The sequence below is a fragment of the Owariibacterium komagatae genome, from assembly GCF_045865535.1.
Taxonomy (GTDB): Bacteria; Bacillota; Clostridia; order Oscillospirales; family Ruminococcaceae; genus Ruthenibacterium; species Ruthenibacterium komagatae.
The window spans coordinates 718,503-737,849 of sequence record NZ_AP031406.1; the positions used below are offsets into that span (position 1 = coordinate 718,503).

13 protein-coding genes, 2 tRNA genes and 2 rRNA genes are annotated in these 19,347 nt (G+C 54.2%); 8 read left to right on the forward strand and 9 right to left on the reverse strand.

The genetic code is table 11. The annotated features are described in order from the left end of the window. Nucleotides 1-31: 31 nt before the first annotated feature. Together ACKTS9_RS03665 and ACKTS9_RS03670 are read left to right on the forward strand one after the other, a co-directional pair. Entirely contained in the window at nt 32-730 is a 699-nt protein-coding gene (locus ACKTS9_RS03665) for a DNA alkylation repair protein (protein WP_349216770.1), read from the forward strand. Beyond that, the gene (locus tag ACKTS9_RS03670; protein ID WP_349216771.1) at nt 720-1,013 is read left to right on the forward strand and encodes an MGMT family protein; all 294 of its coding nucleotides are present in this window, start codon (nt 720-722) and stop codon (nt 1,011-1,013) included. Before ACKTS9_RS03665 ends, ACKTS9_RS03670 begins: the two co-directional genes overlap by 11 nt. Before the next feature lie 38 nt (nt 1,014-1,051). On the opposite strand, the gene ACKTS9_RS03675 is transcribed toward ACKTS9_RS03670, so the two are convergent. From ACKTS9_RS03675 to ACKTS9_RS03690, 4 genes are read right to left on the reverse strand one after another with little or no spacing between them, the layout of a single operon-like run. Then, nucleotides 1,052-1,759: a YggS family pyridoxal phosphate-dependent enzyme gene (locus ACKTS9_RS03675; protein ID WP_407879007.1), complete on the reverse strand. Its 708-nt coding sequence runs from the start codon at nt 1,757-1,759 to the stop codon at nt 1,052-1,054. Further along, the gene (locus ACKTS9_RS03680; protein ID WP_407879009.1) at nt 1,756-2,310 is read right to left on the reverse strand and encodes a TIGR01440 family protein; all 555 of its coding nucleotides are present in this window, start codon (nt 2,308-2,310) and stop codon (nt 1,756-1,758) included. Before ACKTS9_RS03680 ends, ACKTS9_RS03675 begins: the two co-directional genes overlap by 4 nt. Before the next feature lie 55 nt (nt 2,311-2,365). Next, nucleotides 2,366-4,165, reverse strand: coding sequence for a 1,4-alpha-glucan branching protein GlgB (glgB, locus tag ACKTS9_RS03685; RefSeq protein ID WP_407879012.1), 1,800 nt, complete (start codon nt 4,163-4,165; stop codon nt 2,366-2,368). Then, entirely contained in the window at nt 4,152-4,619 is a 468-nt protein-coding gene (locus ACKTS9_RS03690) for a MarR family winged helix-turn-helix transcriptional regulator (protein ID WP_407879014.1), read from the reverse strand. Before ACKTS9_RS03690 ends, glgB begins: the two co-directional genes overlap by 14 nt. Nucleotides 4,620-4,748: 129 nt before the next feature. Between ACKTS9_RS03690 and ACKTS9_RS03695 the strand changes: the two genes are divergently transcribed. The 6 genes from ACKTS9_RS03695 (at nt 4,749) to ACKTS9_RS03720 (ending at nt 14,832) form a co-directional block, all read left to right on the forward strand. Then, nucleotides 4,749-5,525 carry an HAD-IIB family hydrolase gene (locus tag ACKTS9_RS03695; protein WP_407879017.1) on the forward strand — a complete coding sequence of 259 codons (777 nt, stop codon included), beginning with the start codon at nt 4,749-4,751 and terminating at the stop codon, nt 5,523-5,525. 96 nt (nt 5,526-5,621) lie between these two features. Further along, entirely contained in the window at nt 5,622-6,905 is a 1,284-nt protein-coding gene (locus ACKTS9_RS03700; protein ID WP_407879019.1) for an aconitase X, read from the forward strand. Beyond that, on the forward strand, nt 6,902-7,342 hold the full coding sequence (locus tag ACKTS9_RS03705) for an aconitase X swivel domain-containing protein (protein WP_349216778.1): 441 nt from the start codon (nt 6,902-6,904) through the stop codon (nt 7,340-7,342). The genes ACKTS9_RS03700 and ACKTS9_RS03705 overlap by 4 nt, the downstream gene beginning before the upstream one ends. A 93-nt stretch (nt 7,343-7,435) precedes the next feature. Next, nucleotides 7,436-10,573, forward strand: a complete 3,138-nt coding sequence (locus ACKTS9_RS03710; protein ID WP_349216779.1) for a UvrD-helicase domain-containing protein — start codon at nt 7,436-7,438, stop codon at nt 10,571-10,573. Nucleotides 10,574-10,593: 20 nt separating this feature from the next. Further along, complete coding sequence (locus ACKTS9_RS03715) at nt 10,594-11,973, forward strand: MATE family efflux transporter (RefSeq protein ID WP_349216780.1); 1,380 nt, start codon at nt 10,594-10,596, stop codon at nt 11,971-11,973. Between the two features lie 231 nt (nt 11,974-12,204). Continuing rightward, complete coding sequence (locus ACKTS9_RS03720) at nt 12,205-14,832, forward strand: cation-translocating P-type ATPase (RefSeq protein WP_407879022.1); 2,628 nt, start codon at nt 12,205-12,207, stop codon at nt 14,830-14,832. Nucleotides 14,833-14,948: 116 nt separating this feature from the next. Here the strand turns inward: ACKTS9_RS03720 and tnpA are convergent, their stop codons facing one another. From tnpA to ACKTS9_RS03745, 5 genes are all read right to left on the reverse strand, one after another. After that, nucleotides 14,949-15,413, reverse strand: a complete 465-nt coding sequence (gene tnpA / locus ACKTS9_RS03725; protein WP_349215395.1) for an IS200/IS605 family transposase — start codon at nt 15,411-15,413, stop codon at nt 14,949-14,951. 586 nt (nt 15,414-15,999) lie between these two features. Then, nucleotides 16,000-16,075 (reverse strand) — tRNA-Asn (locus ACKTS9_RS03730). A 6-nt stretch (nt 16,076-16,081) separates the two neighbouring features. Next, nucleotides 16,082-16,156 (reverse strand) — tRNA-Glu (locus ACKTS9_RS03735). 14 nt (nt 16,157-16,170) lie between these two features. Further along, a 5S ribosomal RNA gene (rrf, locus tag ACKTS9_RS03740) occupies nt 16,171-16,287 on the reverse strand. 118 nt (nt 16,288-16,405) lie between these two features. Then, a 23S ribosomal RNA gene (locus ACKTS9_RS03745) occupies nt 16,406-19,230 on the reverse strand. Between the last annotated feature and the right edge of the window lie 117 nt (nt 19,231-19,347).

Below are 19,347 nucleotides of genomic sequence, written 5' to 3' on the forward strand. Positions count from 1 at the left end.
GACATGTTACAATTCCTCTGAGGTGAGTTTTGTGACATACGTTCAACAGCAGCTTTATGCACTGGCGGAGCCGGAATACGCCGCGTTTTCCAGCCGGTTGCTCCCGCCGCTGGACATTCCTCTGCTGGGAGTTCGCCTTCCCAGTCTGCGCAAAATGGCACGCGTACTGTCCCGGCAGGGGCTTGCGCCTGCTTTGGAGCAGCTGACAGACGAGACCTTTGAAGAGATCATGCTGCAGGGAATGGTCATCGGCAGCGCCGAAGCTCCTCTCGGGCAGACACTGCAGGCTGTTGCGCAATTCCTTCCCAAAATCACCAACTGGTCGGTTTGTGACAGTTTCTGCTGCGGCCTTCGCATCGCACAGCGCTTTCCCCGGGAGGTGTGGGATTTTCTCCTGCCGCTGCTTCACTCGCCCCTCCCTTATTCGGTACGGTTCGCCGTGGTCATGCTTTTGGACCACTACCGCACCCAGGAGTATCTGGATGCAGCGCTGCAGCAGCTGATTTGTGTGAACCATCCGCATCCTTCGGTACAAATGGCGGTTGCGTGGGCGCTCTCCATGTATTATGTGCGTTTTCCCAAAGCCACCTTTGCTGCCATGCAGCATTTGACTGACCCGGAGATCCGCCGCCTGACCGTGCGAAAAATCTGCGAATCCCGTCAGGCCAGCCCACAGCAAAAAGCAGTGCTTCGCCAGTGGAGAAAGGAGCTGGAAAGCTGTGCGCAGTGAGTTTACCGAGCGGGTTTACGCCGCAGCCCGTCAAATTCCGCCTGGTCGGGTGGCCAGCTATGGCTGTCTGGCAGCTTTGGCGGGAAACCCGCGTGCGGCGCGCATTGTGGGATATGTGATGCACACCTGCCCCGCACAAGCACATGTTCCCTGCCACCGGGTGGTCAACCGGGACGGTCGCTTGTGCCCAAGCTATACGGAACAGCGGGAGCTTCTGGCCGCGGAGGGCGTCTGTTTTCTTCCGGACGGCCGTGTGGATATGACCCGTTTTTCCTGGCCCTGAACCAAAAATCCGGCAGCCATCAGGCTGCCGGATTTTTCTTATACAGGATAACTTCTGGAACCGAACAGTGCCGTGCCCACACGCACGATGTTCGCCCCCTCTAAAATCGCGCTCTCAAAATCGCCGCTCATACCCATGGAGAGGTAATCCATTTGCACATTGGGAATCTGTTGTGCGTCCAGACGTTCAAAAAGCATGCGCATTTGCTCGAAATAGCACCGGGTCTGCGCCTCAGTGCAGTCTGCTGGCGGAATGGCCATCAGGCCGCGCACGCGCACATGCTCCAGCTGGCCGGCTGCCTGCGCCAACGCGTCCAACTGCGCGGGAGAAACACCGCTTTTACTCGCTTCCGCACCGATGTTTATCTCCAGAAGAATCTCCTGGCAAAGTTCTTTCTTCTCCGCCTGCCTGTTGACCGCATTCAGCAAATGCTCGGAATCCACCGACTGAATCAGAGAGGCAACTCCCACCACCTGGCGTACTTTGTTGGTTTGCAGATGCCCAATGAAATGCAGAGGTTTACTGCCATAGGCATTGGCGGCATGCTTTTCCGTCAGCTCCTGTACCCGGTTTTCCCCGAACAGATCAATGTCCAGCTCTGCCGCCAGGCGCACGGTGGCTGCGTCCTGCGTTTTGCTGGCCGCGCACAAAAGGATTTCTTTCGGGTCTCTGCCCGCCCGGGCGGCCGCATCCGCCATACGGCGGCGAACCTGCGCCACGTTTTCCCGAAGCTGTTGTTCTGTCATCTCAATTCCTCCTCCGGAGCGTACACCGCACGGCTTCCACCAATAAATTTGGGGCGTGTGCGGGCACAGACCAAATTCGCCTGACCAATGCGGCGAATGCTCAAACGGACGGGCACTGCCACCCGCTTCAGATGCATTCCGATCAGTGTATCGCCAATGTCCATCCCCGCGTCGGCGCGAATCTCTTCCACCGCCACCGGGTCCTTCATGCGCTGCCAGGCCGTGGTGGCGAAGCTGCCGCCCGCATGAGGCTGCGGCAGCACATTGACCACTTCCGCTCCCAAAGGCAGTGCCGCCCGCTCCAGCACGATCGCACGGTTCAAATGCTCACAGCATTGCGCCGCCAGAAAAACACCGTGCTCTTCCAAAACAGATGCGATTCCGTCATACACTGCACCGGCCGCCTCCATGCTGGAGCCACGGCCAATGCGCTGGCCCAAAATTTCGCTGCTGGAACACCCCACCACCAGCAGATCTCCCGGCTTCAGCTTCGCCGCATCCAACAACTCCTGCGCCGCCTGACGCGCCTGAGCCTCCAGTTCTTTTTCCATAGCGCCACTTCCCTTGTTGTTCTTGCCTTTATTGTAGCGCTGTGTCCGTACATCGTCAAGAAAGCGGCGTTTCTTCCCACAGGAACAGCTGTGCGCTGAAAGGCGGCAAATCCAATGTCAATTCATTCTTTTTTCCTGTTTTCAGCCGGACGCTCCGCTCCTCTTCATCGCCCCCGAACCGCTGCCAGTCCGAGTGCAGCAGAAGCCGCAGCCGCCCTGCACCAGGCATGAGAAGGCGGTAGCCGGGCTGGCTTTCATCCGAAAAATGGAACACTGCCACCAGCTTTTCCCGCGCACCGGCACGCAGCATGGTGTAGGTGCAGTCCGCCTCGCTTGCACAGTCCAGCCAGGAAAAATGGGCCGGGTTGTATTCGCCCTGCCAGAACGCATCGTGCGTCTGATACAGATGATTCAACTCCCGGATATAGTGAAGAAAGGCATCGTGAATCGGGTAACGGCACACAGGCCAGTCCTGTTCCCGCGCTTCGTCCCATTCTCTCAGCTGCCCGAACTCGGCTCCCATAAAATTCAGCTTTTTGCCGGGATGCATCATCATGTACAGGTAAAATGCGCGTGCCTGCGGAAACTTCTGCTCGTAAGCACCAAACATTTTTTGCAGCACCGTAGCTTTCCCATGCACGTTCTCGTCATGAGACAGCGGCAGAAGATAGTGTTCCTGATAAAAGTACATCATGGAAAAGGTCAGCTGATGATAGACACTTCGTCTCTGCTCCGGCGTTTTTTTGAAATAGTCCAGCGTATCGTTCATCCAGCCCAGATCCCATTTGTAGTCAAACCCCAACCCGCCGTATTCCACCGGTGCCGTGACCTTCGGATAGTCGGTGGAATCCTCTGCAATCAGGATCGCACGCGGATGCAGCAGCCGCAGACCGGCATTCATTCTTTGCAAAAAACGCACTGCATTGTGATTCACCCCGCGTGCGGGGTCCCCCTGCCAGTACAGCAGCCTGCTGACTGCGTCCATCCGCAGGCCATCAAAGTGAAATTCCTCCAGCCAATAGTGCGCGCATGACTGCAGAAAACTGCACACCTCACCCCGGGAATGCATGAAGTTGCAGCTGCCCCACTCGCTTTCCCCCACATCGGCATGAGGATATTCATACAAAGCTGTACCGTCGTACTGCTTCAGACCGTAATCGTCCAAAGCAAAATGCACAGGTACAAAATCCAGCAGAACTCCCACCCCCATCTCGTGGCAGGTATCCACCAGTTTTCGCAGACCGTCGGGCGTTCCATACCGGCTGGTGGGCGCAAAAAAACCTGTGTTCTGGTATCCCCAGGAACAATCCGCCGGGTGCTCGGACAGCGGCATCAATTCAATATAATTGTAGCCGTTTTCCTTCGCATATTCCGCCAGCACCGGTGCCAGCTCCTCATAGCTGTACCAGGAGCCATCTTCTTTTCGTTTCCAAGACCCAAGATGTACCTCATAAATATTCATCGGTCCGTCAAAGCCCTTATTCTGTTGCTGCATCCATTTCTCATCTGAAAAGTGATAGCGTGAAGCCGCTGTAACAATGGATGCGGTGCCGGGGCGAAGTTCCATCTGGAATCCGTAGGGGTCGCAGTGGTCGCGCTCGGAACCATCCGCGCCGAAAATTTTGTATTTGTACATCATGCCGGGCTGCGCATCAGCGGTGCACAATTCATACACACCGCTGCGGCCCTTTTGTTCCATTTTTTGTCCCTCCCATTGGTTCCATTCCCCAATCAGAAGCACTCGCTCCGCACCGGGTGCATAGGTGCGAAATAAAAAGCCCTGCTTTGTCTCATGGGCGCCAAAGTAATGATAGGCCTCAAAAGCGCGCCCGGTATAAAAATCATACAGCTCCATGTTTTTTGCCTCCCTCATACAGTTCCAGTGCGCTTTGGGCATTTTTCGCCGCGCGAACAAGATACGAATCGACCTGCCTCTTTTCCTGCTCATCCATGCCGTGATACAAAAAACGCATCAGTTTTTTCTGGGCAAGGCGCCCCTCTTCCACTGCGCTCTGCGCTGCCTTTGTGAGACGCAGACGCTGGCGCCGGCGGTCCTGATCATCCCGGATCGCCTGAACCCAGCCTCTGCGCACCAGCTGTTCCACCGCTTTCGAGACATGGCTCTTGGTGAATCCCATCTGCGCGACCATCTCCCCGGCTGCCTCGATCCCGTTTTCTTCCGCAAGAATCATCAGCACATCCAGTTCCATCCTTGTGAGACCATAATTTTGCAAAACCGGCTCGCAGCATACTTCATACAATTTTTTTAAAAGCTGCTGTGCCGCAAGAAACTGTGACTGCGTAAACATAAGCGCCTCCAAAAAGTTCATTTTTGAACTATTCTCAGTATAAGAACCTTTCCCCTGCTCTGTCAAGTGCTTGCGCCCTTGTACAGGATTCCTTATAATAAAAAAGATTAAAAAGAGGAGACTGTTTCTATGAAATTGATTGCCAGTGATCTGGACGGCACCCTGCTTTTGAACGGCAGCACTCAGGTGTCTGATGAGCTGTTCCGCCTGATTGACGCCTATCAAAAACAGGGCGTCCTGTTCTGCGCGGCTAGCGGCCGGCAGTACAACAGTCTGCGGGGGCTGTTCGCGCCCGTGGCGGACGATATTCTCTATTTGTGTGAAAACGGTGCGGTTGTTTTTTACAAGGGGAAGGTTCTCGGAAAAACCTGCATTCCCCGCGAAGATGCCCTGAGCATCTGCCGCAGTATTTTAGCGCGCCCGCACTGTGAGGTTTTGATCTCCGGTGAGCAGACATCCTATCTGCTTCCCAAACAGGACGATTACGTGGATCATATCCGGTACTTCGTGGGAAACCATGTCACACTGGTGCCCTCCTTGGACGCCATCGAAGAAGACATTTTGAAAGTATCCGCTTTCTGCCGTAACGGCGCGGCCGAAAACGAAGACGATCTTGGCAATGCGTGGAAAGACCGCCTGAACGTGGCGGTCTCCGGCCGGCAATGGCTGGATTTCACCGTAGCCGGAAAGGAAGATGGACTGGAGATCATTCGAAAAGCGCTTTCCCTTCAGCCTGAGGATATGGTCAGCTTCGGCGATAACTTCAACGATTTGGGCATGTTGCGCTACACTGGCCGTTCCTATGCCATGCGCACAGCCCCAAAAGCGGTGCGCGAAGCAGCTGACGCTTTGTGCGACCGGGTGGAAGAAACCCTGAAAGAGCTTTACCGGGAACAGTTTGAATGAGCGGCAGCGCAAATGCGATTGCGGATTTTTCGTTGACTTTTTCTCTGCTCCGCGGTACGCTTTGATAGAAGAAACCCAGTTGAAGGAGGAATCTGTATGCCGATGCAGCTTACGCAACAGCAACAGGCAGTTCTGGACGGAAGCCAGGGCGAAGTGATGGCCAAAGTGATGAAGACGCTGGTAATGTACGGCGAAACCTTCGGCGCATCCCGCATGGTGCCCGTCACGTCTCAGCAGGGACATCTGGTGACCAGCTTCGGTCTTTCCATGATGAAACCTGTCTACGAACTGATGGACCAATTGATCGAAGGCGGCGCACTGTCGCAGCAAAAGTTTACCATGGACCCCCGTCCGTTGGACCCGGCCGTTCCCAGCAATTTTCTGCAGAATCTTGTTTTCCGCGTCATGTATTCCAAGCAGGCAGACTATGAGGCGCAGCTGCAGAAGCTGGGCCTTGTATCCAAAGATGCCTTCACCTGCACCTGCTATATGCCCGAAGTGGGCAACGAACCGCAGAAAGGCGAAATTCTCAGCTGGGCAGAATCCAGCGCCGTTGTGTACGCCAACAGCGTGCTGGGCGCCCGCTGCAACCGCAATTCAGGAATTATTGAATTGTTTGGTTCCATCGCCGGCTGCGTGCCGGAATTCGGCCTTTTGACCGACGAGGGACGCAAGGCCACCTGGGTGGTGGAAGTGCGCACTTCTCAGAGACCGGAAGCGCAGGTTCTCGGCAGTGCCATCGGCATGAAAGTGCTGGAAGACGTGCCTTACATCCGCGGGCTGGACCAGTGGCTCGGCACCGAACTGAACGACGAAGCCAAAGCCTATCTGAAAGATATGGGTGCCGCCACCGCCTCCAACGGTGCCGTAGGCCTGTACCATGTGGCCAACCTGACGCCGGAGGCCTGTGAACTGGGCGAGGCGCTCATCACGGAAAACGCGCAGACCTATGTGATCGACGATGCAGAGCTGGCACGCGTGAAAGCCAGTTATCCCTGCATTTGGAAAGACGCGAATGCCGCACCCAAGCTTTGTTTTGTAGGCTGCCCGCATCTGTCTCTGGCGCAGCTGGAACAGTGGACCGATCAGGTGCAGGAAGGGCTGAAGGCCAGCGGACGGACCCGCGTGGCGGTTCCCACCGTATTCACCGCCGCGCCCGCGGTGGCCGAAGCGTTCCGCAGCACACCCCGCGCAAAGGTTCTGGCAGAGATGGGCATCGTGTTGTCCTCCATCTGCCCGCTGATGTACATGAACAATCCTCTGTGCGGAAAAATGCCGGTCATCACCAATTCCAACAAGCTGCGCACCTATTCCACCGCACGGTATTACACCGATTCCGAAATTCTCGCCTTTCTGACGAAGGGAGGTCAACACGCATGAAAACATTTCAGGGACGTGTGGTCGTGCCCGGCACTGCCAAGGCACAGGCCCTTGTGACACACAGCGGATTCAATACGCTGGCCAGCTACCAAAAAAGCTTGATGTTTGGTGACAAGACCGGAAAATGTTCGGATCAGAACAACCCGGATCTGTATAAAAAGCCCATGGCAGGTACTGCTTTGTGTCTGCCGCAGACCATTGGTTCCACCACCGGTGGCATGGTTCTGTTCACAGCGGCCAGCATGGGCCGGCAGCCCGCCTGTCTTCTGTTCTCCAAACCCATCGACAGCCTGGCCGCCGCCGGCGCCATTCTGGCGGGTGTTTGGAGCGAGCATCCCATGCCTACCGTGGACAGTCTGGGCGACGAATTCCTGCAGGCGGTCCGCACGGGTGACACCGTGACTGTAGGCGAAAATGGTGTTGTTACCGTAGAATAGCCAAAAGCACAGGCCGGAAACTCCGGCCTGTTTTCTTTTGGCCCGGAATGCGCTAAAATAGAAAAAGATTTCACTGGACAGGAGGCGGTTCCCATGTATCTGGCGGATCTGCATATTCATTCCCGCTTTTCCCGCGCTACCAGCCGCGACTGCGACCTTCCTCATCTGGATCTGTGGGCGCGCAGAAAAGGTCTCGCTCTGGTGGGGACCGGCGATTTCACCCACCCTGCCTGGCGCGAAGAGCTGCGCGCCAAGCTGGTGGAACAGCCAGGCGGATTTTATACACTGCGTTCTGAGGAAATGCTGGACGCCGGCGTAGGGGGCGACGTTCCCGTGCCCCGCTTTGTTCTTACCAGCGAGATCAGCTGCATTTATAAACGCCATGGAAAAACGCGCAAGGTCCACAATCTGATTCTGATGCCCAGCCTGGAAGCTGCCGAACTTTTAAGCAGAAAACTGGAAGCCATCGGCAACATTCACTCCGACGGCCGTCCCATTCTCGGCCTGGACAGCCGGGATTTGCTGGAGATCACGCTGGACAGCTGTCCGGAAGCCGTGTTTGTCCCCGCCCATATCTGGACGCCGCACTTTTCCATGTTCGGTGCTTTTTCCGGTTTTGATTCCGTGGAAGAATGTTTTGGGGATCTGGCCCCCATGATCCATGCGGTGGAGACCGGTTTATCATCCGACCCGCCCATGAATTGGCGGGTTTCCGCTTTGGATCGCTTTCAGCTGATTTCCAATTCGGATGCGCATTCCCCTGCCCGACTCGGCCGGGAGGCCAATCTGCTGGATGGCCCTCTCACATACGAAGCCCTCTCCCGCGCTCTTCAGACCGGCGACGGCCTGGCCGGCACTGTGGAGTTTTTCCCGGAAGAGGGGAAGTACCATTTGGACGGGCATCGGAACTGCAAAGTGCGCCTGACTCCCGGAGAAACGCAGGCGCTGGACGGCCGCTGCCCGGTCTGTGGACGCAAACTGACCATCGGTGTGGAGCACCGGGTCGAAGAACTTGCGGACCGCCCTGCGGGATTTTGCCGCCCGGATGCCAAACCCTTTGAATCACTGGTTCCACTGCCGCAGATTCTTGCAGCATCTCTCGGAACCGGTGAATCTTCCAAAAAAGTGCAGCGCGCCTATGAAGAGCTTCTGCACACCTTAGGCCCGGAATTTTACATTCTGCGCGAAGCTCCGCTGGAAGACATCCGCCGCGCAGCCGGTCTTTGCGTTGCGGAGGGGGTGCGCCGTGTTCGTGCCGGCCAGGTCCAACGGTTAGGCGGATACGACGGCGAGTATGGCACCATTTCACTGTTTCGCGCGGGCGAACGGGAAGAATTGAACGGTCAGATGAGCCTGCCGGTCCCCACACAAGCCCCCGCGGAATCCCCCCGGCCTGTATTTCAAAAACGAGAGGCTGCCAGACAAGCAAAGCGGCCCATGCCGGCCGGAGCGCTCAATGACCGGCAGCAGGAAGCCGTTGAAGCGCTTCAGCCTGCGGTCGCCGTGATCGCGGGCCCCGGTACAGGAAAGACCAAAACACTGGTTTCGCACATTCTATATCTGATTCAAAGCTGCGGAATCTCTCCCTCGCAAATTACTGCGGTCACATTCACTCGTATGGCTGCCCAGGAAATGACGCAGCGGCTGGAAGATGCGCTCGGTTCCCGACAGGCGCTTCGCGGTCTTCAGATCGGCACTTTTCACAGCCTTTGCCTCGCCATGCTTCCCGCACCGACCATGATTTCCAACGAGCTTGCGCTGGAACTGGCGCGGGATGTTTTGGCAGCCGATGGCCGCAAAGGCTCACCCCGCCGCTTTCTGGATGAAGTTTCCCGTTTCAAAAGCGGAGCCGAAGCATCGGAACCGGAAGGATTTGCCGATTACAACGCAGCTTTGGCCCAGAAAGGTCTGCTGGATCTGGACGATGTCCTGCTGGCAGCTTTGGAACAGCCGCTTTCTGCGGAACAGCAGCAGCACCTGCGGTTTCTTCTGGTGGATGAGTTTCAGGACACCAACCGCATTCAATTTGATCTGATTCAAAAATGGCATACTGCAGGAGAACACCTGTTTGTCATCGGAGATGACGACCAGTCGATCTACGGATTCCGCGGTGCCGGCGGGGGATGCTTTGAACGGCTTCGGGAAACCATTACGCCGCTGCGGGAGATTCGTTTTGAAGACAACTATCGCTCCTCACCTGCCATTCTGGAAAGCGCCGTTCAACTGATCAGCCACAATCCCGGTCCCATGCGCGTTTTGAAGGCCCATCAGCCGGATGCAGCGGACATTCGGTTTGTTCACGCGCCGAGCGCCTACTCGGAAGGCATTTTCATCGCCAAGGAGATTGCACGCATGACCGGCGGTGTGGATATGCTGGCCGCTCAGGGCAAAACGGAAGGCACGCAGCGCGCCTTTTCCGATATTGCAGTCCTTTGCCGAACCCACCGTCAATTGGATTTGGTGGAAGAATGCCTGTTGCACGACGGCATCCCCTGTGCGATCACCGGGCGCGGCGATTTTCTGGCCGATGAATCCGTGCGGGGTGCGGCAGGTTTTTTCCGGCATCTGCTCCACTTGAAAGACTCTCTTTCTCTGCATGCATATCTCGCCGGCGTTTTGCACTGTCCGCCGGATCTTGTTCGGCACGCGGAAGAAGCCTGTGCCGCTGCTTCGGATTGGGCCGCTCTTCGCGCCGCACTTGGTACGGACGGCTGGTATGGGCAATGGTTTGCGCAGGTGGACACCTTTCTGCCCCGCGTTGCGCGGGAACGGCCGCACCGCCTGCTGGAAGATTTCTGGCACGGTCAGGAATTGCGCGGCGCCCGTCAGAGGCTGCTGGATACTGCGCTTTTCCACAAGACGATGGTCTCTTTGCTGGATACGCTGCTTCTGGGAAGCGAAGGGGACATCGTTCGTGCCAGTCGAAAGGAATATGCTTCCGGAGCAGTCCGTTTGATGACGCTGCACGGAGCAAAAGGTCTTGAATTTCCCGTTGTTTTTCTCGCCGGGCTTTCCGCCGGGACCATTCCGCTGCAGGATGGCCGTTCCCCACTGGAAGAAGAACGCCGACTGTTCTATGTGGGCATGACCCGTGCCCGGGAAGAACTGGTTCTTTCCGGGACCGGAGATGCGTCTGTCTTTCTGAAAGAATTACAGACCAGCCGCCTGCACCGGGAAAATGCCCTTGAATACGTTCATCTTCCCAGTGCCCAGCAAATGAGTTTTCTCTAAAATTTCAATCAGGTGATTTTATGTCTTCTTCTACCAGCGACTTTTCAAAAGGCTCGGTCGCTTCCAACATTTTGCGCCTGGCGATTCCCATGACCTTCGCGCAGCTCATCAATGTACTCTACAATGTAGTGGACCGCATTTATCTGGGGCATATGCCTGGCGCCAGTGCCGGCGCGCTGGCAGGCGTCGGCCTTGCATTTCCCATTATTACGATGATTACCGCTTTCGCCAATCTCTTTGGTTACGGCGGCACCCCGCTTTTTTCCATTGCACGCGGCAAGAACGATTCCGCCGGTGCCGGGCAGATCATGGGGGCCACCTGCGCCCTCCTGCTGGGAACCGGGCTTGTTCTCAGCGTTCTGTGTTTTCTGCTGAAAACGCCGTTGCTCTACTTGTTCGGCGCCAGCGACGTCACCTACCCTTACGCCAATGATTATCTGACCATTTATCTGTGCGGTACCCTGTTTGTAATGCTGAGCCTTGGGATGAACGGCTTCATCAATGCACAGGGATTTGGACGGACGGGAATGATGACGGTCCTTCTGGGTGCGGCCGTCAACATCGTGCTGGACCCGGTGTTTATCTTCCTTCTCGGGCTGGGTGTTCAGGGCGCGGCGTTGGCCACCGTTCTCTCGCAGTTTCTCTCCGCTGTCTGGGCCATGTATTTTCTGTGCGGGCCGCGGGCGGTCATTCGCCTGCGTTTTTCGCAAATGCGGCCCAACCTCCCGCAGACATTCCGGATCATCACGCTGGGCATGTCCGGTTTTATTATGTCTGTTACCAACGGTCTGGTACAGATCGCCTGTACTTCCACCCTGCAGCAATTCGGCGGTGATTTGTATGTCAGCGTTATGACAATTGTCAACTCCGTACGAGAAGTGGCTCTGACCCCCGTCAGCGGCATCACACAGGCGGCACAGCCGGTTCTGGGTTACAATTACGGTGCCTGTGAATACGGCCGTGTGCGCAAAGGCATTCGTTTCATGACCGTGCTCTGTGTGATTTACACGCTTTTCACCTGGCTGGTCATTTTCCTGTTTCCTCAGTTTTTCGCGGGAATGTTCACTTCCGACGCCCAGCTGGCAGCCGACAGTGTTCCTGCCATGCATCTCTATTTCTTCGGCATTTTCATGATGGCTCTTCAATTTTCCGGGCAGTCGGTTGCAGTGGCGTTGGGGCGTTCCAAGCAATCCATTTTCTTCTCGCTGTTCCGCAAAGTTGTGATCGTCATTCCCCTCACTCTTTGGCTTCCGCACGTTGCCTCACTGGGAGTAAGTGGTGTTTTTCTTGCCGAGCCCATTTCCAACTTTATCGGCGGCGGCGCCTGCTATGTTACCATGCTTCTGACCATCGGCCGTGAAATGACCCGGAAGGAAGCGCAAAAAGTCGTACAAATTTAAGTTTTTGTTTCAAAACGTGTTGCATTCTGCCCAAAGCGCTGTATAATGAATAAAAGAATAACTCATGAGGGAGTAGTTGCACGCTGTCCAGCGTGGTTTAAGTCAACACACGGCCTTCGACCTGGCTTAAATGTGACAACGAGACTCATGTGCAATTTTTTTGAGTTGCACATGAGTCTCGTTTTTTATTGTCGCCCATACTCTTCTCAAACAAAGAAAGGAAGTTGTGTCTTGAAATTCTACTGCGAAGAAACATCGGCTGTTTTGCAGGAACTTGACAGTACTGCGGAAGGTCTCTCCAGCCAGGAGGCCGCCCGCCGTGCCGAACAGTACGGCCCCAACAAGCTGAAAGAAGGTAAAAAAATCACCTTGTTCCAGCGGTTTGTCCAGCAACTGTGCGACCCCATGATTATCATTCTGCTGGTGGCAGCAGCGATTTCCGGAATCACTGCCGCCTATGAAGGCGAAAGTTTTGCCGACGTGTTTATTATTCTGATCGTTGTTCTGATCAATGCAGTGCTTGGCGTTTATCAGGAGAGCAAGGCCGAAAAGGCCATTGAGGCGCTTCAGGAAATGACCGCCGCCACCAGTAAAGTGCTGCGTGATGGGAAAATGGTGGTTTTGAAAAGCGAAGAGCTGGTTCCCGGCGACGTGGTCATCCTGGAGGCGGGCGACGCTGTTCCCGCGGATGCCAGAATCCTCGAAAGCGCAAGCATGAAAGCGGAAGAAGCTGCGCTGACCGGTGAAAGCGTTCCGGTGGAAAAGCACACAGACGTTCTTGCCTCTTCCGAAACAGACATCCCGTTGGGCGACCGCAAAAACATGGTATATATGGGCAGTACCATTGTTTACGGCCGCGGCAGCGCCGTCATTACCGGGACAGGAATGGACACCGAAATGGGTAAAATCGCCGGTGCTCTGGCCGACGCGCAGGACGGTGAAACGCCGCTTCAGAAAAAGCTTGGCCAGCTCAGCAAGGTGCTGAGTGTTCTGGTTCTTGGCATCTGCCTGTTCATTTTCGCATTCAGCCTGATCCGTGCGGGCGATTTCCACCTTGACGTGGTCATCAGCACCTTCATGGTCGCGGTCAGTCTGGCAGTTGCAGCCATTCCGGAAGGCCTCGCTGCAGTTGTTACCATCGTTCTTTCCATTGGCGTTACCAACATGTCCAAACGAAACGCTGTGATCCGGCGCTTGACCGCTGTTGAAACGCTGGGCTGTGCGCAGGTCATTTGCTCGGATAAAACCGGAACTCTGACGCAGAACAAAATGACCGTTGTGGAACACACCGGGGATGCGCAGACCGTCGGCCGTGCCATGGCACTGTGCAGCGACGCCAAGCCCGGTGACAATGGTGAGGCCGTTGGTGAACCCACCGAATGTGCGCTTGTCAACTGGGCATCGAAAGAAAATCTTTCGAAACCCGACATGGAAGCGCAGACTCCCCGCGTTGCTGAAGCGCCGTTCGACAGCATGCGTAAAATGATGAGCACCATCCATAAAACGGAACAGGGCTACATTCAGTACACCAAGGGCGCGCCCGACGAAATTTTGAAACGCTGCTCTTTCTACATGGAGAACGGCGAAAAACGCGAACTGACTGCTGAAGCAGCCAATCGAATCCTTGCCGACAACAAAGCTATGGCAGACAAAGCACTCCGTGTTTTGGCCGCCGCACAGAAAGAATATCAGCAGCTTCCCGCCGATACCAGCCCTGAAGCGCTGGAGCAGGGTCTTACCTTCCTGGGCCTGACGGGTATGATCGATCCTATCCGTCCGGAGGTAAAAGCCGCCATCGAAGAATGCCGCACTGCCGGTATCCGGCCAGTGATGATCACCGGTGACCACCACGACACCGCTGTGGCCATCGCACGTGAACTGGGAATCCTGGAAGACGAAAGCCAGGCGCTCACTGGCTCTCAGCTGAACGAGATCAGCGACGAAGAGCTGGCTGCTCATATCGATCATTATAGCGTTTATGCTCGTGTACAACCGGAACACAAAGTACGCATCGTCAATGCATGGCGCAAACGCGGCTGTATTACCGCCATGACCGGCGACGGTGTAAACGATGCTCCCAGCATCAAGAGCGCGGATATTGGCATTGGAATGGGTATTACCGGTACCGATGTTACCAAAAATGTTGCCGATATGGTTCTGGCCGATGACAACTTCGCCACTATCGTGGGCGCTGTGGGTGAAGGCCGCCGGATTTATGATAACATCCGCAAGGCTATTCAGTTCCTGCTGGGCTCCAATATGAGCGAGGTCTTGAGCGTGTTCCTGGCCACCATGATGGGCTTCGTCGTTCTGGAGCCGGTACACCTGCTCTGGATCAATCTGATTACCGACTGCTTCCCCGCCCTGGCTCTGGGCATGGAAAAAGGCGAACCGGACCTGATGAAACGCAAACCGCGCAGCGCCACCGATGGCATTTTTGCAGGCGGTCTGGGTACAGATGTGCTGTATCAGGGTGCCATGGTGACAGTGGTCACATTGGCGGCCTATTTCATCGGTCATTTCCTGGAAAGCGGTGTTTGGGAGATCACCAACAGCCCGGATGGCATGACCATGGCCTTCCTGACCATGAGCATGGCGGAAATTTTCCATTCCTTCAACATGCGGAGCCAGAGAGGCAGCGTCTTCAAACTGGGAAGCCACAACAAAGTTCTGTGGGGAGCCATGCTTCTCAGCCTGGTCTTGACCACCGGTGTTATCTATCTGCCGGGTATCTCGGACGCTTTTGGATTCACCCACATCAGCCTGGTGGAGTATACCATCGCATTGCTTCTGGCCGTAGTGGTAATCCCCATTGTAGAATGCGTCAAATTCTTCCAAAGAAAACTGCACAAAAACTAAAAATTTCAAAATAGTAACCCACCAGCGAAGCTGGTGGTTCTTCAGAAGCGGGCAAAGCCCTAAAATACTAGCCACGCCTAAAGGCGTTGGTACGGTCTGCCACCTGCGAAAGAATATTACTTGCTACCCGTAAACGGGTCTATGTATTCTTTAAGGGTCATCTGATCCTCAATCTGATCTTCTTTGAGTTGGTTTTGGATATACTCCGCAATCTTCTTTGCGTTCTTACCTGCTGTATCGACATAGTATCCACGGCACCAAAACTGCCTGTTTCCATATTTGTACTTCAAATTGGAATGTCTCTCGAAAATGATCAGACTGCTTTTCCCCTTGAGAAAACCTACGAAACTGGATACACTCATCTTAGGCGGTATTTCCACCAGCATGTGGATATGATCCGGACACACTTCCGCCTCTACTATTTTCACTTGTTTCCAATTGCATAATTCTCTCAATATCTTCCCTATTTCCACACGGTTTTCTTTGTAAAAGATTTTTCTGCGATACTTCGGCGCAAATACTATGTGATATTTGCAGTTCCATGTTGTATGTGCTAAACTATTCTTGTCATTAGGCGTCATGCCTTTTGTCCTCCTTTTGATACTTTAGTGCAGTTGGCAGACCGCATCTTTATTGTATCAAAAGGAGTTTTTATTTCCTATGCAACGCTAAAGCTTTTTGAGAACTCCCCGGCACAGCCGGGGGTTTTCGGTAAACAAGAAAAAGGCCGCAGGCAAATTTGCCTGCGGCCCTTTTCTTCGTAAAAAAATGGCTGAAAGCAGCCAAGGTCGATGCAGCAGAATAAAACATGTACAAGCCGCCTTCGTTCTGCTTGCAGCTAACCCGTCTGTAATGCGCCTCAATAAAGGCCAATCAATCTACCAATAGGGAGAGATATATGGTCTACAAAAACGCTCCAAAGCATAATTTTCATTAGGATCCGAGCGATTTTAATAGGGGAGCGAGAAGATTGTCTTTCCAAACAACCAAAAACACTCTGCTTCTTCCTTCGTTCTCCCCTCATTTCCAGAACTAAAAGGAACCGCAAGTGAAGGATAATCAATCCCTTGCCCCAGAAGCCGATCTGGCAGGTGTCTGAGGAATGAGTAAAAGCATAGATAGAAATAAAAAAGACATCCGGAACGAAAATACGTTCCGGATGTCTCCTGGCTCCCCTTGTTGGACTCGAACCAACGACCTACGGATTAACAGTCCGCCGCTCTACCGGCTGAGCTAAAGAGGAATATGATGGTGACCCGTGGGAGAATCGAACTCCCGTTTGCGGCGTGAGAGGCCGCCGTCTTGACCGCTTGACCAACGGGCCATATAAAAGAAAAGAGCCGGCACCTACCTATTTTTCCAGGTCGTCTCCAACCAAGTATCTTCGGCACAACCAAGCTTAACTACTGTGTTCGGAATGGGAACAGGTGGGACCTTGGCGTCATCGGCACCGGCTATGAATACTAAAAGCAACGCTATTAGCCTAGCCTCGTATTCTCTTTTCTCTCTTGAGGAACTCACCCTCAAAACTGAACAACAACTGCTTTTGGCAAATGCAGAACCAATCTAAGATGTGGTCAAGCCCTCGACCTATTAGTACATGCTAGCTGAACGTGTCACCACGCTTACACTTCATGCCTATCAACCTTGTAGTCTTCAAGGGGTCTTACCTGATTGACTCAGTGGGATATCTTATCTTTGGGCCGGCTTCACGCTTAGATGCTTTCAGCGTTTATCCGATCCGCACATAGCTGCCCAGCTGTGCCACTGGCGTGACAACTGGTGCACCAGAGGTGCGTCCATCCCGGTCCTCTCGTACTAGGGACAGATCCCATCAAATATCCTGCGCCCACGACAGATAGGGACCGAACTGTCTCACGACGTTCTGAACCCAGCTCGCGTACCGCTTTAATTGGCGAACAGCCAAACCCTTGGGACCGAATTCAGCCCCAGGATGCGATGAGCCGACATCGAGGTGCCAAACCTCCCCGTCGATGTGGACTCTTGGGGGAGATCAGCCTGTTATCCCCAGGGTAACTTTTATCCGTTGAGCGATGGCATTTCCACTCACATACCACCGGATCACTAACTCCAACTTTCGTTACTGCTCGACCCGTCAGTCTCGCAGTTAGGCTGGCTTTTGCGTTTGCACTCTTTGGCTTGGTTTCCGTCCAAGCTGAGCCAACCTTTGAACGCCTCCGCTACATTTTAGGAGGCGACCGCCCCAGTCAAACTGCCCACCTAACAATGTCCCCCAACCCGATTCAGGGCTGCAGGTTAGAATTCCAATATCACAAGTGTGGTATCCCAAGGTCGACTCCACAAAAGCTGACGCTCTTGCTTCCCAGTCTCCCACATATCCTGTACATGTAATACCGAAACCCAATATTAGGCTACAGTAAAGCTCCATGGGGTCTTTCCGTCTTGTCGCGGGTAACCGGCATCTTCACCGGTACTACAATTTCGCCGGGCGGGCTGTTGAGACAGTGCCCAAATCATTACACCATTCGTGCGGGTCAGAACTTACCTGACAAGGAATTTCGCTACCTTAGGACCGTTATAGTTACGGCCGCCGTTTACTGGGGCTTCGGTTCGATGCTTGCACATGTCCCCTTAACCTTCCAGCACCGGGCAGGTGTCAGCCCGTATACGTCATCTTTCGATTTAGCACAGACCTGTGTTTTTGCTAAACAGTTGCTTGGGCCTATTCTCTGCGGCTCACTTTCATGAGCACCCCTTCTCCCGAAGTTACGGGGTCAACTTGCCGAGTTCCTTAACAACCCTTCTCCCGTTGGCCTTAGAATCTTCTTCCTACCTACCTGTGTCGGTTTGCGGTACGGGCACCTTAGATATACACAGGGCTTTTCTCGCCTCTCTCCATGCACGACTTCGCTCATTCGCTCGCTTTCGACCGGGAACCAACACCCGGCTCATACACTTCAAAAGTGTCCCCCTGCTTAAATCTTTCGGTGGCTACGGAATCTCTACCGTATGTGCATCGGCTACGCCTTTCGGCCTCACCTTAGCTCCCGGCTAACTTGGAGCGGACGAACCTTCCTCCAAAAACCTGAGGCTTTCGGCCATGATGATTCTCACATCATTCGCGCTACTCATTCCGGCATTCTCACTTGTGTACAATCCACGACCGCTTGCGCTACCGCTTCTCCTCGTACACAACGCTCCCCTACCCAGCATTGCTGCTGCCTAAGCTTCGGTGCAGATTTTAGCCCCGTTGAATTTTCGGCGCAGAGCCACTCGACCAGTGAGCTATTACGCACTCTTTAAATGAGTGGCTGCTTCTAAGCCAACATCCTGGCTGTTTGTGCAGCTCCACATCCTTTTCCACTTAAACCTGCTTTGGGACCTTAGCTGTAGGTCTGGGCTGTTTCCCTTTTGACTATGAGACTTATCTCACACAGTCTGACTCCCATGCATCAATTTTCCGGCATTCTTAGTTTGATAGGCTTCGGTACCCTCTCGGGCCCTAGGCCATTCAGTGCTTTACCTCCGGAAATCTAACATGAGGCTAGTCCTAAAACTATTTCGGGGAGAACCAGCTATCTCCGAGTTCGATTGGAATTTCTCCGCTACCCACAGTTCATCCGCCGCCTTTTCAACGGAGGTCGGTTCGGCCCTCCATGGAGCTTTACCTCCACTTCAGCCTGACCATGGGTAGGTCACTCGGTTTCGGGCCCAATGCATGCAACTCAACGCCCTATTCAGACTCGCTCTCGCTGCGGCTCCAGTGCTTAACACCTTAACCTCGCTACATACATTCGCTCGCCGGACCGTTCTACAAAAAGTACCCGATCACACTTTGACGTGCTCTCGGTGCTTGTAGGCACAGGGTTTCAGGTTCTATTTCACTCCCCTCCCGGGGTGCTTTTCACCTTTCCTTCACAGTACTATACGCTATCGGTCACTGGGTAGTATTTAGGCTTGGAGGGTGGTCCCCCCGACTTCCGACCAGGTTTCACGTGTCTGGCCGTACTCTGGATCCTGCGCAGCTCTCTCCGTTTTCCCTTACATGGCTCTCACATTCTCTGGCGTGCTTTCCCACACACTTCAGGTAACAGATTAAGTCCTAAAAGCAGTCCATAACCCCGGCAGTATTTCTACCACCGGTTTGGCCTCTTCCGCGTTCGCTCGCCACTACTTACGGAATCTCGGTTGATTTCTCTTCCTCGCCCTACTTAGATGTTTCAGTTCAGGCGGTTCCCCACATACACCTATGGATTCAGTGTATGTTACATGGACATGACTCCATGTGGGTTTCCCCATTCAGAAATCTGCGGATCAAAGATTGTTTGCATCTCCCCGCAGCTTTTCGCAGCTTACCACGTCTTTCTTCGGCTCCCAGTGCCAAGGCATTCGCCCTGCGCCCTTTCTAGCTTGACCGTTTTCTCAGTCTTGATTCTTCCATTTGCCAACTAGAGTTTTCTCGAAATTGTAGATTTCTCTATCAATCTTTTGTCTTCTCTAATCTTCGCAGTTCTTGTTCAGTTTTCAAGGTGC

Excerpts from the sequence above, each read along its gene's own strand:
- ACKTS9_RS03680 (WP_407879009.1), bottom strand. The coding sequence starts at position 2,310 with ATGGAAAAAGAACTGGAGGCTCAGGCGCGTCAGGCGGCGCAGGAGTTG.
- glgB (WP_407879012.1), bottom strand. The coding sequence starts at position 4,165 with ATGGAGCTGTATGATTTTTATACCGGGCGCGCTTTTGAGGCCTATCAT.
- ACKTS9_RS03700 (WP_407879019.1), top strand. The coding sequence starts at position 5,622 with ATGCCGATGCAGCTTACGCAACAGCAACAGGCAGTTCTGGACGGAAGC.
- ACKTS9_RS03715 (WP_349216780.1), top strand. The coding sequence starts at position 10,594 with ATGTCTTCTTCTACCAGCGACTTTTCAAAAGGCTCGGTCGCTTCCAAC.
- ACKTS9_RS03710 (WP_349216779.1), top strand. The coding sequence starts at position 7,436 with ATGTATCTGGCGGATCTGCATATTCATTCCCGCTTTTCCCGCGCTACC.
- ACKTS9_RS03695 (WP_407879017.1), top strand. The coding sequence starts at position 4,749 with ATGAAATTGATTGCCAGTGATCTGGACGGCACCCTGCTTTTGAACGGC.
- tnpA (WP_349215395.1), bottom strand. The coding sequence starts at position 15,413 with ATGACGCCTAATGACAAGAATAGTTTAGCACATACAACATGGAACTGC.
- ACKTS9_RS03705 (WP_349216778.1), top strand. The coding sequence starts at position 6,902 with ATGAAAACATTTCAGGGACGTGTGGTCGTGCCCGGCACTGCCAAGGCA.
- ACKTS9_RS03690 (WP_407879014.1), bottom strand. The coding sequence starts at position 4,619 with ATGTTTACGCAGTCACAGTTTCTTGCGGCACAGCAGCTTTTAAAAAAA.
- ACKTS9_RS03675 (WP_407879007.1), bottom strand. The coding sequence starts at position 1,759 with ATGACAGAACAACAGCTTCGGGAAAACGTGGCGCAGGTTCGCCGCCGT.